Genomic DNA, 14,384 nt, shown 5'->3' on the forward strand with positions numbered 1-14,384 from the left:
CTATTTCCCCCTTTGACTTGCAGCACCGTGCCGAACCCGCTATAGAGCGCGCGTCGACAAGGCGATTTGAGCCATAAAACAATGAGACGAGCAGGGTCGGAACCAACCGGCCCTCTTTGTTTTGGGCACTAAGTCAGATCGTCTGACCAATCCATTAAGACCGGCGGAGACAACCGCTCGGCCAGCAAAAACGTACTGTAAAGGAAAACAACGCCACATGGCTAACGCATCCATGGAGGAATTCGAAGCCCTCCTTAACGAAAGCTTCGAAATGGACACGCCCGAAGAGGGTTCTGTTGTCAAAGGCAAGGTTCTGGCGATCGAAGCCGGCCAAGCCATCATCGACGTAGGCTACAAAATGGAAGGCCGCGTTGATCTGAAAGAATTCGCAAATCCCGGCGAAGCCCCTGAAATCGCTGCTGGTGACGAGGTCGAAGTTTACCTGCGCGCCGCAGAAAACGCCCGTGGCGAAGCCGTCATCTCGCGCGAGATGGCCCGCCGCGAAGAAGCATGGGACCGTCTGGAAAAAGCATATGCCGACGACCAGCGCGTCGAAGGTGCAATCTTTGGTCGCGTCAAAGGTGGCTTTACCGTCGATCTGGGTGGCGCAGTTGCGTTCCTGCCCGGTTCGCAGGTTGACGTGCGCCCCGTGCGCGACGCTGGCCCGCTGATGGGTCTGAAGCAGCCGTTCCAGATTCTGAAAATGGACCGCCGCCGTGGCAACATCGTTGTGTCGCGCCGCGCAATCCTGGAAGAATCGCGTGCCGAACAGCGTGCCGAGGTTATCGGCAACCTGTCCGAAGGTCAGACCGTCGAGGGTGTCGTCAAGAACATCACCGAATACGGTGCATTTGTTGACCTGGGCGGCGTTGACGGCCTGCTGCACGTCACCGACATGGCATGGCGCCGCGTGAACCACCCGTCCGAGATCCTGACGATCGGCGAAACCATCAAGGTTCAGGTCATCAAGATCAACAAAGAAACCCACCGCATCAGCCTGGGCATGAAGCAGCTGCAAGAAGATCCGTGGGATCTGGTTGCTGCGAAATACCCGCTGAGCTCGGTTCATCAGGGTCGCGTCACCAACATCACCGACTACGGCGCGTTCGTCGAGCTGGAAGCCGGTGTCGAAGGTCTGGTGCACGTGTCCGAGATGTCCTGGACCAAGAAAAACGTCCACCCCGGCAAGATCGTTTCGACCAGCCAGGAAGTCGACGTCATGGTTCTGGAAATCGACGGCGCCAAGCGTCGCGTGTCTCTGGGCCTGAAACAGACCATGCGCAACCCGTGGGAAGTGTTTGCAGAAACGCACCCCGAGGGCACCGAGGTCGAAGGCGAAGTCAAGAACATCACCGAATTCGGTCTGTTCATTGGTCTCGAAGGCGACATCGACGGCATGGTTCACCTCAGCGACCTGTCGTGGGACGAGCGTGGCGAAGATGCCATCCAGAACTACCGCAAGGGCGACGTCGTTCAGGCGGTTGTCTCGGAAGTTGACGTTGAAAAAGAGCGTATCTCGCTGTCGATCAAAGCCCTGGGCGGTGACAAGTTCGCCGAAGCCGTGGGCGGCGTGAAGCGTGGCTCGATCATCACCGTCGAAGTGACCGCAATCGAAGATGGCGGCATCGAGGTCGAATACGAAGGCATGAAGTCGTTCATCCGTCGTTCCGACCTGAGCCGCGACCGTGCCGAGCAGCGCCCCGAGCGTTTCTCGACCGGTGACAAGATCGACGTCCGTGTCACCAATGTCGACAGCAAGACACGCCGTCTGGGCCTGTCGATCAAGGCACGCGAGATCGCAGAAGAGAAAGAAGCCGTCGAACAGTACGGTTCCTCGGACTCGGGCGCATCTCTGGGCGATATCCTGGGTGCCGCGCTGAAATCCGGCGACTAAACCCAAGGCTGATCATCAGCGAAAAATTTCGGCCTCGCACATCAGTGCGGGGCCGTTTTTGTTGCGAATCAAGGCGTTCCAAATCATCAGCCATTTGGTGGCCCGGCTTGCCCATCTGCAGAGCAAATCGTGCATGCAAGCAAAATATTTGATGAGTTTGCACCAAAATGAAGGGTGCAGCGGCAGAGTTTAGATTCCCCCGATCCGGGTTTTTTCCTATACTGTCCAGAACAATAGGCATGGTTAACCGGTCGCCTGGGAGGGTAGCGCACATGATCCGTTCAGAACTGATTCAGAAAATAGCCGATGAAAATCCGCATCTTTATCAGCGGGACGTTGAGCGGATCGTCAATACCGTGTTCGAAGAGGTGACAGACGCGATGGCACGCGGTGACCGGGTCGAACTGCGTGGATTTGGTGCGTTTTCGGTCAAGAAAAGGGACGCCCGGATCGGTCGAAACCCAAGGACCGGCGAAACCGTGCAGGTCGAGGAAAAATCAGTTCCCTTTTTCAAGACAGGCAAGTTGCTCAGGGACCGTTTGAACGGTAAAGCATGACCTCATGATGCGCTATCTTCGCTACGCTTTTCTTGTGACGCTTGGGATCCTTCTGGTCTCGGTCTCGCTGGCCAACCGCCAACTGGTGGAACTCAAGCTCATGCCGGACCCGCTGTCCGAACTTCTGGGCTTTAACCTGACAACATCGCTGCCGCTTTTCCTGGTGGTTCTTGGCGGCGTTGTCGCTGGCCTGATCATCGGTTTCCTGTGGGAATGGCTGCGCGAACACAAGCACCGCCGCGACGCCACGGTCAAACAGACCGAAGTGCGCAAGCTTGAGCGCGAGGTCAAGAAGCTCAAGAAAAAGCAAAACGAAGGTCAAGACGACGTTCTTGCCCTGCTGGACGAGGCAAGCTGAGGCCCGGCCATGTCAGGCGATGTCAGTGTAAAAATCTGCGGCCTGATCGCCGCCGATCAGGTCACCGCAGCCGTCACGGCGGGTGCGCGGTATCTGGGGTTCAACTTCTTTGAAAAGTCACCGCGTTTCGTGACGCCGCAATCGGCGGCGGTTTTGGCTGGTGCCGTGCCGCCCGGGGTTGCCAAGGTGGCGCTGGCGGTGAATGCAACGAATGAAACCTGGGATGAAATCGTCGAAACGGTTCCCCTGGACATGTTGCAAATGCACGGGTCAGAGACCCCCGAAAGGGTGGCCGAAGTGGCGCGCCGCTATGGGTTGCCGGTGATGAAGGCCATCGGGGTGTCCGATGCCTCGGACCTGGCGCAGATCGATCAGTTTTCCGAAGTTGCGGACCAGTTGCTGATAGACGCGAAACCACCCCGCGACGCCGTATTGCCCGGTGGCAATGGCCTGGCGTTCGACTGGCGCCTGCTTGCAGGTCGCAAGTACTGGCGGAAACCCTGGATGTTGGCAGGCGGCCTGACGCCTGAAAACGTGGCCGAGGCAATCCGGATGACGGGGGCGCGTCAGGTCGATGTATCCTCGGGCGTCGAAAGCCGTCCGGGCTGCAAAGACCCGGACCTGATCCGGGCGTTTATCAAGGCCGCCCGATAGTTACCGCCGCCGGGTATCGATTGGCTTCGCTACCCTCGCAGCCCCGGCGCGGGTGCGATGCGTTTTGGCATGGCAAATCCTGCATCCAGCCCCTATGAACAACCGGTAAGACGACGGAGACACCCATGGCCAACGATCTTTTCAACTCTTTCATGTCCGGCCCGGATGAACAGGGCCGGTTTGGCATTTTTGGCGGTCGGTTTGTCAGCGAAACGCTGATGCCGCTGATCCTGTCGCTTGAGGAAGAATACGAAAAGGCCAAGGATGACCCGAGTTTCTGGGCCGAGATGGACGACCTTTGGGCCAACTATGTGGGGCGGCCTTCGCCGCTCTACTTTGCGGAACGTTTGACCGACCATCTGGGTGGCGCGAAGATCTATCTGAAACGTGACGAGCTGAACCATACCGGCGCGCACAAGATCAACAACGTGCTGGGCCAGATCATCCTGGCGCGGCGCATGGGCAAGACCCGAATCATTGCCGAGACCGGGGCAGGGCAGCACGGCGTGGCCACCGCGACGGTTTGCGCCAAGTTCGGGCTGAAATGCGTGGTCTATATGGGCGCCCATGACGTACAGCGCCAGGCGCCGAACGTGTTCCGCATGCGCTTGCTGGGGGCCGAGGTTATTCCGGTGACAAGCGGCAGAGGCACGCTGAAGGACGCGATGAACGACGCGCTGCGCGACTGGGTGACCAATGTGCGCGACACGTTCTATTGCATCGGCACCGTGGCTGGCCCGCACCCGTACCCGGCCATGGTTCGCGATTTTCAGTCGATCATCGGCAAGGAAGCCAAGGAACAGATGATGAAGGCCGAGGGTCGCCTTCCCGACACCATCATAGCCGCAATCGGCGGTGGCTCGAACGCGATGGGCCTGTTCTACCCGTTCCTCGATGACAAATCCGTCAACATCATCGGCGTCGAAGCAGGCGGCAAGGGCGTGAACGAAAAGATGGAGCATTGCGCTTCGCTGACCGGCGGTCGTCCGGGCGTTCTGCATGGCAACCGCACCTATCTGTTGCAGGACGATGATGGGCAGATCCTCGAAGGTTATTCGATCTCGGCGGGTCTGGATTATCCCGGCATCGGCCCCGAACATTCCTGGCTGCACGATATCGGTCGCGCGCAATATGTCTCGATCACCGATACCGAGGCGCTGGAGGCGTTCCAGCTGTGCTGCGCCACCGAGGGCATCATCCCGGCACTTGAGCCCAGCCACGCGCTGGCGCATGTGATGAAAATCGCGCCCGATCTGCCCAAGGATCACCTGATCTGCATGAACATGTGTGGCCGCGGCGACAAGGACGTGCAAACCGTCGCCAAGTATCTGAACTTTGACATGTCAGACACCGAAGGCCGCACCGCAGGCTAAAGCCGCCTGCGGCCCGATTTCAGGAACGTTTGGCGTCCGTCGGCTGGGCGGGCTTGGGGCCGTGTTCATGACCTTTCGGTCGAATAGAGCGACAGAATGCGGAGCGGGACGATTTCCAGCGCCCTTTGATGGGTTGCGTTCAGATGAACCAGCGGCGCGCAACCTTCGTCATGTGCCTGCAGGAACCGGCTGGCGCACAGGCACCAGCTGTCGCCGGGTTTCAGGCCCGGAAAGTCAAACGCGGGCCGAGGTGTGCTCAGGTCATTTCCCACATATTTGGAATATGCCAGGAATTCGGCGGTCATGACGGCACAGACCGTGTGACTGCCCTGATCTTCGGGGCAGGTATTACAGGCGCCATCGCGAAAGAACCCGGTCAGCGGTGTGCGGGAACAGGGGGCCAGAACGCCGCCCAGAACGTTGATGCTGTCTTGCTTTTGCATAGGGGCAGATTACAGGCTTTCCGCTGAATTGGCAGCAGTTTGACCCCGCCGCACCTATTTCGCACCGCACAAAGGACTTCTTGTCGCGAAGTTGGCGGTTGAAGCCAACACCCAAGCCTGCGGCGGGCAGGTGGACGGATGTTACCGGAACTTGTCCATCAGCTTTTGCATTGGCGTTCGGTCATCGGGTTCCTCAACAGGGGCTTGCGATGACTGTGCGATCGGCTCAGCAGGACGTTCGGACTTGGATGACCTGGGCGGGGCCGTACGCAATGCGACCGCGTTCATGAACTTGCCCGGATCACCTTGGGCAAGGAATTGCGCCCCGTCCGACAGGCCCCACAATACTGCATCCAGCCATTCCGCGTCCGCCTTCGCAAAATCACCAAGAACATAAGCGGACACCATTTCCTTGCGTCCGGGATGTCCGATCCCCAACCTGACCCGGTCATAGGCCGCACCGATATGGTCGTGGATGGACCGCAGCCCGTTATGACCGGCATGTCCGCCGCCCGCCTTGACGCGAACCTTGCCCGGCGCCAGGTCCAGCTCGTCGTGGAAAACGGTCACATCCACCGAGGTCAGCTTGAAGAACCGCATCGCCTCGCCAACAGATTGGCCCGAGCGGTTCATGAAAGTGCCGGGCTTCAGCAGCAGGACCTTTTGGTCGCCCAGCCGTCCTTCGGACATCGCGCCCTGAAATTTGGATTTCCACGGGCCAAAGCCATGATCATCGGCCAAACGGTCCACGGCCATAAAGCCAATGTTGTGGCGGTTGCGCGCGTATTTCTGTCCGGGATTTCCCAAGCCGACAAACAACTTCATTTCTGGCCCCGCGGGTTTTGACGATCTTGGTGTTGTCATGCCCCGAAACCAGACCAAAATCCAGCCGGGTTCGCATAGCGCGGCCGCGCAGTCGGGGCAGGAAACAAAAAAACAGGGCCGCGTCAGGCCCTGTTTCTTTCTTTTTTGCGATTGAACGGCGCTTATTCTTCGCCGACAACCTCGACTGCATCCGCCGCTACATCTGCTTCCGCGTCACCCTCGTCTTCATCATCCGAAGAGGCCAGACCCGAAGGCGCCGAGATGTTGGCGATCACGAAGTCACGATCGATGGTCGGTTTGGTGCCACCGGGCAGATCGATGGACGAAATGGTGACCACGTCGCCGATATTCATGCCGGTCAGGTCCACAACCAGCTTTTCGGGAATATCGCCCGCGGTGCAAACCAGCTCGACCTCGGGGCGAACAGCCATCAGAACGCCGCCCTTTTTGATGCCGGGGGCCTCTTCTTCGTTGACGAATTCCACCGGGATGAACAGGGCGATCTTGGTGGTCCGACGCAGGCGCATCAGGTCCAGGTGGGTCGGCAGATCCTTGACAACGTCGCGCTGGACGTCGCGGCAGATGACGCGCACGTCATCATGACCTTCGACTTTCAGGTTCCACAAGGTGGACTTGAACCGGCCAGCTTTCAAACGCTTGAACAGTTCATTGAACGGAATTTGAATCGGCAACGGGTCCGCGTCGCCGCCAAAAACGATGCCCGGAACCATGCCGTCGCGGCGTGCTTGACGAGCGGCGCCCTTGCCTGTCCCCGTCCGTTCCAGAGCTACGAGATCAGGAATCTCACCAGCCATGATAAATCTCCAAATGTTAGGGCGGGCATCCTCCAAGGCTGTATGCCCGCGTGAAGCGGCGTCCTTAACGCGATTCATGGACTTTGGAAAGGGGTAATCCTAAGATTGTCTTTTTGCGAGGCTCTGCCTCGCGCTCCGGGATATTTTCAGCCAGATGAATGAAGGATCCGCTGCTTCATCTGGCCAGAAATATCCTGGGGGAGTCACCCGAAGGGTGGCGGGGGCAAAGCCCCCAATTGACCACGGATCACTCCTGCCAGGAGCCTCCGAAATCACGCGGGACCAAGAGGTTATGCCGCCCCAGATCCCCGACGTTTCTTTCGCCGCACAAGGCCATCGTCGTGTCCAGCTCTTTCTGTATGATTTCAAGGGCTGTCATTACCCCTTGCTGACCCATGGCCCCCAATCCATAGACGAAGGCGCGGCCGATATATGTGCCTGTGGCGCCAAGGGCCAGCGCCTTCAGAACGTCCTGGCCCGACCGGATGCCGCTGTCCAGATGGACTTCGATGTCGCCGCCGACCGCGTCCATGATCTCGGGCAGCACGCGAATGGAACTGAGTGCACCATCCAGCTGCCGTCCGCCATGGTTTGATACCACAATCGCGTCGGCCCCGAGCTTGGCGGCCATTTTCGCGTCGTCCGCATCCAGTATGCCCTTGAGGATGACCTTGCCTCCCCATTGCTCCATAAGTTTTTCGACCTTGCCCCAATCCAGGCTGGGGTCGAATTGTTCGGCGGTCCATGCGCCCAGCGAGGACGCATCCGATATCCCTTGGACATGGCCGACAATGTTGCCGAACTCGCGTCGTTTGGCCCCCAGCATCTCGATGCCCCATGCCCATTTGGTCATGAGGTTGGCTATTGTTTTGGCCGTGAGTTTTGGGGGCGCCGAAAGCCCGTTTTTCAGGTCTTTGTGTCTTTGCCCGAGGATCTGAAGGTCCAGCGTGATGACCAGAGCCGAGCAATTGGCATCCTTGGCCCGCTGGACCAGGCGGCTGACATAATCGTCGTCCTTCATTGTGTAGAGCTGGAACCAGAAGGGCGCCTTTGTGTGTTCCGCGACGTCTTCGATCGAATTGATGGACATGGTCGACAGCGTGAAGGGCACCCCAAATTCCTGTGCGGCCTTCGCGGCCTTCATCTCTCCGTCGGCGTGTTGCATCCCGGTCAGGCCCACGGGCGCCAGCGCGACCGGCATCGAGACATCCTGTCCGATCATCTGCGACGCGGTGGATCGCCCTGACATGTCGACAGCCACTTTTTGCCGAAGGCGGATGTCTTCAAAGTCCGAGCTGTTTTCGCGAAAGGTCTGTTCGGTCCAGCTGCCGCTTTCGGCGTAGTCATAAAACATGCGCGGCACGCGCCGTTCGTAAATCCGCTTCAGGTCTTGGATGTTGGTGATGACGGGCATGTGTCCGGCCTTGGCTGATTTTGGTTATGTTTTCTTACCAATCTGCGCCAAGCTGCGCAACGACACAGAAGCGCGCACCCGAAATGGCAGGCCGCAAGGCAAAATCGCCGCGAAAGCTGGTTTCGCGGCGATTGCACAAGATGTCGGTCTGTCGTGGTGATGCGTCAGGCGCTGTGGGCGCCGTCTGAAAGCGATTTCACAAAGGCCAGCACGTCGGAAACCGAATTGCCGTCGGCGACTTTGCTGACGATTGCAGACCCGACCACGGCACCATCGGAAACGCTGGCTATGTTGCGCGATTTTTCCGGGCTGTTGATGCCAAAGCCGACGATGACCGGCAAATCCGTCGCGGCCTTGATCCGGGCCACTTCTGGCCCGACATCGGTGGCCTGGGCTTCGGCCGACCCTGTTATACCGGTGATCGAGACATAGTAGACAAAGCCTGACGTGTTCTGAAGCACTCGGGGCAGACGCGCGTCATCGGTCGTCGGGGTCGCCAATCGGATGAAGTTCAGCCCGGCCGCCTGCGCGGGCAGGCACAGTTCGGCGTCTTCTTCGGGGGGCAGGTCCACCACGATCAACCCGTCGATCCCGGCGTCCTTGGCGTCTGACAGAAAGGTGTCGACCCCGCGGCTGTAGATCGGGTTGTAATAGCCCATCAGGACAATGGGTGTCGTGTTGTCGGTTTCCCGAAACGCCCGCGCCAGGTCCAGGGTCCGTTGCAGGGTCATGCCGCCATCCAGCGCCCTTTGACCCGCCGCCTGAATGGTGGGTCCATCGGCCATCGGGTCGGTAAAGGGCAAGCCAAGCTCGATCACGTCCACACCGGCGCCGGGAAGCCCCTTGAGGATCTCAAGCGAGGTCTCGTAATCGGGGTCTCCTGCCATGATATAGGCAACGAAGGCCTTTTTCCCCCGGGCTCTGAGGTCAGAGAACTTGGCGTCGATACGGGTCATCGGATGTCCTTGCGATCAGGTTTCGACCTGATGTGCAGAAACTTTGCCGGAAAATCAATCCCGCTCCTGCCGTGTGACCTCAGAAGGCGTGGTGGTATCGCAAGAGCACGGCGTTGACGCCCGGGTTTTCCTCTTGCGTGCTGGCGTTGGATTTATGGGTGATCGCAACGGACACCTTGTTGTTGCTGTTCAAGGTATAGCCCACACCCAGAAGGCTGCGGATCTGAAAGCTGCCGCCAAGGTCGTTCAATGCGTTGGAGTCGTCATAGTATCCGGGCATGACACTGCCCTCGACAAACCAGCGGTCGGCAAATGTATAGACACCGATCAACCCCAGGCCGACATGGGTATCTCCGTCCTCGTCAACGGATACCGCGCCGCCCCAAGTGGCGCTGAACCGGGTCGCTTGGTGAAACGGTTTGTGCTGGTATTCCAGTGAAAAAATCGCCTGATCCACGGATTGGCTGTCGGAATAATCCGCGTAGCCTGCGCCAACGATGATGGATTGCGCCTGCGCGGTGGATGCAAGGGTCAGCAGCGCGATCAGGGTCAATGGGGCTTTCATGTGGTGCTCTTTAGTAGTTGTTTGGTTTCCCTAACTAGGAAGTCCTGTTGGACGTTTTCAACGCAAACAAGTGCACGACGTTCATACATTCTCGTGATGTGGCCAATTGGACTCGGTTGCAAATGGGTAGATTCCGCCGATTTGCACTGCTTGCGCATCGCACCCGACGCGCATAGAAGCTGCGGTCGTATGCTAAGCAGGAGGCCGTCATGGGCTTTAAGATGGGAATCGTGGGTCTGCCGAATGTCGGCAAGTCGACCTTGTTCAATGCGCTGACCAAAACCGCGGCCGCGCAGGCGGCGAATTTCCCGTTCTGCACGATTGAACCCAATGTGGGCGATGTGGCCGTGCCGGATGACCGGCTGGACAAGCTGGCGGCGATTGCAAGTTCGAAACAGGTCATTCCGACGCGGATGACATTCGTGGACATCGCGGGGCTGGTCAAAGGCGCGTCCAAGGGCGAAGGACTGGGCAACCAGTTCCTGGCCAATATCCGCGAGACCGACGCAATTGCCCATGTGCTGCGTTGTTTCGAAGATGGCGATGTGACCCATGTGGACGGCCGCGTTGACCCCGTCGCCGATGCCGACACGATCGAGACCGAGCTGATGCTTGCCGATCTGGAAAGCATCGAAAAGCGCCGCGCCAATCTGGTGCGCAAGCTGAAGGGCAACGACAAGGAAGCACAGCAACAGGACCGTCTGCTGGCCGAGGCGCAGGAAATGCTGGAAAGCGGCAAGCCCGCGCGTCTGGTCGAAGTGTCCGACGAAGACGCCAAAGCGTGGAAGATGCTGCAACTTTTGACCACCAAGCCGGTGCTTTATGTTTGCAACGTGTCCGAAGAAGAAGCCGCCGAAGGCAACGCATACTCGGCGAAAGTCGCCGAAATGGCGGCGGCACAGGGCAATTCCCACGTCATCATCAGCGCCAAGATCGAAGAAGAGATCAGCCTGCTGGAAGAGGACGAGGCTGAGATGTTCCTAAGCGAGATGGGTCTGGAAGAGCCCGGCCTCGACCGTCTGATCCGCGCCGGTTACGACCTGCTCAAGCTGGAAACCTACTTCACCGTCGGCCCGAAAGAGGCCCGCGCCTGGACCATCCGCACCGGCACCGCCGCGCCGCAGGCCGCCGGCGTGATCCATGGGGATTTTGAAAAAGGCTTCATCCGGGCTGAGACCATCGCCTATGACGATTACATCGCCGCGAACGGTGAGCAGGGTGCGAAAGAGGCAGGCAAGATGCGGGCTGAGGGTAAGGGCTACATCGTCAAGGATGGCGATGTGATGCACTTTTTGTTCAACACCTGATCATAACCTCTATTCATCGCTCTGTTTTTGGTGGACGCCGAGGAATTGCGTTGCTTGCGCTGCGATTTTGCGTTGTTTGTGGTTGTGCGTTCCCCAGAAACTGGAGCTTGAATTGTCTGACAGTCAGGATTCTGAGAAACTGATCAGTTTGATCTCGGATATGGTTGGAGTTGATCCTTCCAAGTTACACGAAGGTTCTTCTCTATTCCACGATTTCGGCGTGGCGGGCGACGATGGTGCCGAGTTATTGCAAGCTATTGCAAATGAATTTGAAATCGACATTGGTGGTGTGGATAGTGCCCGCTATTTCGGCCCTGAGGCACCATACAATCCGTTTTATCACTTGCGGTGTTTTCTTCAGGGCAAGAGGTTGGATCACGACATAGTTCGGCTAGAGATTTCAGACTTGGTGAAAACCGTCAAAACCCGAATATGGTGCGAACCCGGGTCATAGTTGGACGCAATGCAAGTTGTATCGCGCATTGGTCCAGCCAGCTATAATCCTTGATCTGCAATCTTGATAATACGTGGAGCTTCTACTGCATGATCGAAATCCGCGACCTCCAGCTCCTTAGCGCCTTGGCGCGGCACCGTCATTTTGCCAAGGCGGCCGAGGAATGCGGGATTTCGCAGCCCGCGTTCTCGATGCGCATCCGCAATCTTGAGGACCGGCTGGGCGTGTCCATCGTTCGCCGGGCCAACCGGTTTCAGGGTCTGACCGAAGAAGGCGAGATGATCGTCCGCCGCGCCCGGCGTATCCTTGACGATGCCAAGGCGCTGGAACAGCAGGTTCTGGCCACGCGGGGCGAAATCAGCGGCACGTTGATCCTGGGTGTGATCCCGACGGCGATTGCCTTTACCGGCCGTTTGGTCAAGCGCCTGAACCAGGCCCATCCCCGTATCGTAACCCGGATCGAGACAATGTCAGCCACCGCCATCCAGCACCGGCTGGACGAAGGCAGTCTGGATGCAGGCATCACCTATGGCGACAGTATCGGAACGGACCTGCGCCAGGTGCAGCCTTTGTATGAAGAGACCTATGTGTTGCTGGTGCCGACACATATGACCGACGAGACCGGCCCGATTCCGTGGGCAAAGGTGGCCGACTTTCCGATCAGCCTGCTTGAACCGCAAATGCAGAACCGCCGCATCCTTGACCGGATATTCGCCGAACAGGGCCTGCATCCGCATATTGTTGCCGAAACCAGTGGCTTTACTGCCTCGATGGTGATGGCGCACGAGGGGTTGGCGGCCACCGTCGTGCCCCGCGTGCTGGTGCGTGCGCTGGGCGATCTGAAGGGGACAAAGGTGCTGCCACTGGTCGATCCCGTTGTCAGCAAACCGATTTGTCTGGCGACCCTGTCCCGCGACCCGGAACTGCCCACGGTCGCCGCTTTGCGCGCTGTGGTGACGTCTTTGCGGTTATAAGGTGTCGTTATCGTGTGATTGGATTTGACGATTTGACGATATCGTAGCCTGATGAGACACGAGCCTTGATCGGAGGGCATCATGGCACCACTAGATACCAAGCCATCAGGCGCACCCAAGGGCGTCTGGAAGTCAGGTAAAGGTAAAGGGCGGCACACGCCCAAAGGCCGTCAGTTCACGGATGAGGCGCAGGCTGAAATCACGCGCCTGCTGGGTGACCGCCCGCGCCGCCGTGACCTGCTGATCGAATTCCTGCATTTGATTCAGGACGCGCACGGCCATATCAGCGCCGACCACATTGCCGCCCTGGCGGTCGAAATGCGGATCGGCCAGGCCGAGATTTATGAAACCGCGACCTTCTACGCCCATTTCGACGTGGTGAAAGAAGGCGAGACCCCTCCGCCCGCGCTGACCATCCGGGTCTGTGATTCCCTGTCCTGCGAGATGGCCGGTGCCCAGCAGTTGCAAAAAGCGCTTGAGGACGGTCTGGACCCGTCCGAGGTCCGCGTGGTGCGTGCGCCGTGCATGGGCCGTTGCGATACCGCTCCGGTGCTTGAGATCGGTCATAACCACATCGACCACGCGACGCCTGAAAAGGTGCAGGCGGCGATTGCCGCTGGTGACACCCATGCCCATCTGCCCGATTACGAAACCTTTGCCGCCTATGAGGCCAAAGGCGGTTACGCCAAGCTGAAAGAACTGCGCGAAGGTGGCGATTGGGAAAAGGTCCAGGAAGACGTCCTGTCCTCGGGCCTGCGTGGTCTGGGCGGTGCTGGTTTTCCGTCGGGCAAGAAATGGGGCTTTGTTCGCATGAACGAAGGCCCGCGTTATCTGGCCGTCAACGGGGACGAGGGCGAGCCCGGCACGTTCAAGGACCGCTACTATCTTGAGCGCACGCCGCATGTCTTTCTTGAGGGCATGCTGATCGCCGCATGGGCGGTCGAGGCTGAAACCTGTTTTATCTACATGCGTGACGAATATCCGGCGGTGCTGGAAATTCTGGCGGCTGAGATTGCGGCGCTGGAGCAGGCGGGGATCGTCGCGCCGGGCTATATCGACCTGCGCCGGGGTGCCGGTGCGTATATCTGCGGTGAAGAATCCGCGATGATCGAGTCGATCGAAGGTAAAAAGGGCCTGCCGCGTCACCGTCCTCCGTTCGTGGCGCAGGTTGGCATCTTCAATCGCCCGACCTTGGTGCATAATGTCGAGACACTCTATTGGGTCACCAAAGTGTGCCGCGAAGGGCCGGAATGCCTTAACAGTACCGAAAAGAATGGCCGCAAGGGACTGCGCAGCTATTCGGTTTCGGGCCGGGTGGCCAAGCCGGGTGTTTACCTGCTGCCTGCCGGTTCGACCATTCTGGATGTGATTGAGGCTGCCGGTAGCATGGCCGATGGGCAGACCTTCAAGGCGTATCAGCCGGGTGGCCCGTCCTCGGGCCTGCTGCCCGCGTCGATGGATGACATCCCGTTGGATTTCGACACGTTGCAACCGCATGGCACCTTTATCGGCTCGGCCGCCGTCGTGGTTCTGTCCGATCAGGATACTGCGCGCGACGCGGCGCTGAACATGCTGCGCTTCTTCGAGGATGAAAGCTGCGGCCAGTGTACGCCCTGCCGGGCGGGCTGCGAAAAGGCGGTGAAACTGATGCAGGCCGAGAAGTGGGATCAGGACTTGCTGGAAGACCTGTGCCAGGTCATGGGCGACGCCTCGATCTGCGGTCTGGGGCAGGCGGCCCCGAACCCGATCCGCCTGGTCATGAAACATTTCGCTGACGAAATCTGAAGGGAGACAG

16 protein-coding genes are annotated in these 14,384 nt (G+C 58.9%); 10 read left to right on the forward strand and 6 right to left on the reverse strand.

Going from position 1 to position 14,384, the window contains the following annotated elements; translation table 11 throughout:
• The first annotated feature begins 217 nt into the window (after positions 1–217).
• The 5 genes from rpsA to trpB all read left to right on the forward strand — a co-directional run bounded on the left by rpsA (position 218) and on the right by trpB (position 4,836).
• Positions 218–1,894 carry a 30S ribosomal protein S1 gene (rpsA, locus tag ACXAG8_RS11555; protein WP_475224490.1) on the forward strand — a complete coding sequence of 559 codons (1,677 nt, stop codon included), beginning with the start codon at positions 218–220 and terminating at the stop codon, positions 1,892–1,894.
• Between the two features lie 272 nt (positions 1,895–2,166).
• Positions 2,167–2,451, forward strand: coding sequence for an integration host factor subunit beta (gene ihfB, locus ACXAG8_RS11560; RefSeq protein WP_475224496.1), 285 nt, complete (start codon positions 2,167–2,169; stop codon positions 2,449–2,451).
• 7 nt (positions 2,452–2,458) lie between these two features.
• Positions 2,459–2,809: a lipopolysaccharide assembly protein LapA domain-containing protein gene (locus ACXAG8_RS11565; RefSeq protein ID WP_475225378.1), complete on the forward strand. Its 351-nt coding sequence runs from the start codon at positions 2,459–2,461 to the stop codon at positions 2,807–2,809.
• A gap of 9 nt (positions 2,810–2,818) precedes the next feature.
• A complete protein-coding gene (locus ACXAG8_RS11570) occupies positions 2,819–3,463 on the forward strand; it encodes a phosphoribosylanthranilate isomerase (protein ID WP_475224501.1) in 645 nt (214 codons plus the stop codon).
• Between the two features lie 125 nt (positions 3,464–3,588).
• The gene (gene trpB / locus ACXAG8_RS11575) at positions 3,589–4,836 is read left to right on the forward strand and encodes a tryptophan synthase subunit beta (protein ID WP_475224506.1); all 1,248 of its coding nucleotides are present in this window, start codon (positions 3,589–3,591) and stop codon (positions 4,834–4,836) included.
• A gap of 65 nt (positions 4,837–4,901) precedes the next feature.
• On the opposite strand, the gene ACXAG8_RS11580 is transcribed toward trpB, so the two are convergent.
• The 4 genes from ACXAG8_RS11580 to ACXAG8_RS11595 form a co-directional block, all read right to left on the reverse strand.
• Positions 4,902–5,279 (reverse strand): DUF2237 family protein, encoded by a 378-nt coding sequence (locus tag ACXAG8_RS11580; RefSeq protein WP_475224509.1) that lies wholly within the window; start codon positions 5,277–5,279, stop codon positions 4,902–4,904.
• A 141-nt stretch (positions 5,280–5,420) separates the two neighbouring features.
• Positions 5,421–6,104: an aminoacyl-tRNA hydrolase gene (gene pth, locus ACXAG8_RS11585; protein WP_475224512.1), complete on the reverse strand. Its 684-nt coding sequence runs from the start codon at positions 6,102–6,104 to the stop codon at positions 5,421–5,423.
• Positions 6,105–6,265: 161 nt separating this feature from the next.
• Complete coding sequence (locus tag ACXAG8_RS11590; protein WP_475224515.1) at positions 6,266–6,919, reverse strand: 50S ribosomal protein L25/general stress protein Ctc; 654 nt, start codon at positions 6,917–6,919, stop codon at positions 6,266–6,268.
• Positions 6,920–7,166: 247 nt separating this feature from the next.
• Complete coding sequence (locus ACXAG8_RS11595) at positions 7,167–8,333, reverse strand: alpha-hydroxy acid oxidase (protein ID WP_475224519.1); 1,167 nt, start codon at positions 8,331–8,333, stop codon at positions 7,167–7,169.
• Here ACXAG8_RS11595 and ACXAG8_RS11600 point away from each other — a divergent pair.
• Positions 8,323–8,493, forward strand: coding sequence for a hypothetical protein (locus ACXAG8_RS11600; protein ID WP_475224522.1), 171 nt, complete (start codon positions 8,323–8,325; stop codon positions 8,491–8,493). The two genes, ACXAG8_RS11595 and ACXAG8_RS11600, sit on opposite strands and share 11 nt — an antisense overlap.
• 4 nt (positions 8,494–8,497) lie before the next feature.
• Here ACXAG8_RS11600 and trpA read toward each other — a convergent pair whose 3' ends face one another.
• The gene (trpA, locus tag ACXAG8_RS11605; RefSeq protein ID WP_475224526.1) at positions 8,498–9,289 is read right to left on the reverse strand and encodes a tryptophan synthase subunit alpha; all 792 of its coding nucleotides are present in this window, start codon (positions 9,287–9,289) and stop codon (positions 8,498–8,500) included.
• Between the two features lie 79 nt (positions 9,290–9,368).
• Complete coding sequence (locus ACXAG8_RS11610) at positions 9,369–9,854, reverse strand: acyloxyacyl hydrolase (protein ID WP_475224529.1); 486 nt, start codon at positions 9,852–9,854, stop codon at positions 9,369–9,371.
• Positions 9,855–10,063: 209 nt separating this feature from the next.
• Between ACXAG8_RS11610 and ychF the strand changes: the two genes are divergently transcribed.
• The 4 genes from ychF to ACXAG8_RS11630 all read left to right on the forward strand — a co-directional run bounded on the left by ychF (position 10,064) and on the right by ACXAG8_RS11630 (position 14,374).
• Positions 10,064–11,161 carry a redox-regulated ATPase YchF gene (ychF, locus tag ACXAG8_RS11615; RefSeq protein ID WP_475224536.1) on the forward strand — a complete coding sequence of 366 codons (1,098 nt, stop codon included), beginning with the start codon at positions 10,064–10,066 and terminating at the stop codon, positions 11,159–11,161.
• Between the two features lie 112 nt (positions 11,162–11,273).
• Positions 11,274–11,615, forward strand: a complete 342-nt coding sequence (locus ACXAG8_RS11620; protein ID WP_475224540.1) for a DUF1493 family protein — start codon at positions 11,274–11,276, stop codon at positions 11,613–11,615.
• Positions 11,616–11,704: 89 nt separating this feature from the next.
• Positions 11,705–12,589, forward strand: coding sequence for a LysR family transcriptional regulator (locus tag ACXAG8_RS11625; protein WP_475224546.1), 885 nt, complete (start codon positions 11,705–11,707; stop codon positions 12,587–12,589).
• An 81-nt stretch (positions 12,590–12,670) separates the two neighbouring features.
• A complete protein-coding gene (locus ACXAG8_RS11630) occupies positions 12,671–14,374 on the forward strand; it encodes an NAD(P)H-dependent oxidoreductase subunit E (protein ID WP_475224549.1) in 1,704 nt (567 codons plus the stop codon).
• Positions 14,375–14,384: the final 10 nt, after the last annotated feature.

It is taken from the genome of Ruegeria sp. ABD4_443 (assembly GCF_056160865.1).

Coding starts and splice junctions, on each gene's coding strand:
- rpsA (WP_475224490.1), top strand. CDS start 218: ATGGCTAACGCATCCATGGAGGAATTCGAAGCCCTCCTTAACGAAAGC.
- ihfB (WP_475224496.1), top strand. CDS start 2,167: ATGATCCGTTCAGAACTGATTCAGAAAATAGCCGATGAAAATCCGCAT.
- ACXAG8_RS11565 (WP_475225378.1), top strand. CDS start 2,459: ATGCGCTATCTTCGCTACGCTTTTCTTGTGACGCTTGGGATCCTTCTG.
- ACXAG8_RS11570 (WP_475224501.1), top strand. CDS start 2,819: ATGTCAGGCGATGTCAGTGTAAAAATCTGCGGCCTGATCGCCGCCGAT.
- trpB (WP_475224506.1), top strand. CDS start 3,589: ATGGCCAACGATCTTTTCAACTCTTTCATGTCCGGCCCGGATGAACAG.
- ACXAG8_RS11580 (WP_475224509.1), bottom strand. CDS start 5,279: ATGCAAAAGCAAGACAGCATCAACGTTCTGGGCGGCGTTCTGGCCCCC.
- pth (WP_475224512.1), bottom strand. CDS start 6,104: ATGAAGTTGTTTGTCGGCTTGGGAAATCCCGGACAGAAATACGCGCGC.
- ACXAG8_RS11590 (WP_475224515.1), bottom strand. CDS start 6,919: ATGGCTGGTGAGATTCCTGATCTCGTAGCTCTGGAACGGACGGGGACA.
- ACXAG8_RS11600 (WP_475224522.1), top strand. CDS start 8,323: ATGACGGGCATGTGTCCGGCCTTGGCTGATTTTGGTTATGTTTTCTTA.
- ACXAG8_RS11595 (WP_475224519.1), bottom strand. CDS start 8,333: ATGCCCGTCATCACCAACATCCAAGACCTGAAGCGGATTTACGAACGG.
- trpA (WP_475224526.1), bottom strand. CDS start 9,289: ATGACCCGTATCGACGCCAAGTTCTCTGACCTCAGAGCCCGGGGGAAA.
- ACXAG8_RS11610 (WP_475224529.1), bottom strand. CDS start 9,854: ATGAAAGCCCCATTGACCCTGATCGCGCTGCTGACCCTTGCATCCACC.
- ychF (WP_475224536.1), top strand. CDS start 10,064: ATGGGCTTTAAGATGGGAATCGTGGGTCTGCCGAATGTCGGCAAGTCG.
- ACXAG8_RS11625 (WP_475224546.1), top strand. CDS start 11,705: ATGATCGAAATCCGCGACCTCCAGCTCCTTAGCGCCTTGGCGCGGCAC.
- ACXAG8_RS11630 (WP_475224549.1), top strand. CDS start 12,671: ATGGCACCACTAGATACCAAGCCATCAGGCGCACCCAAGGGCGTCTGG.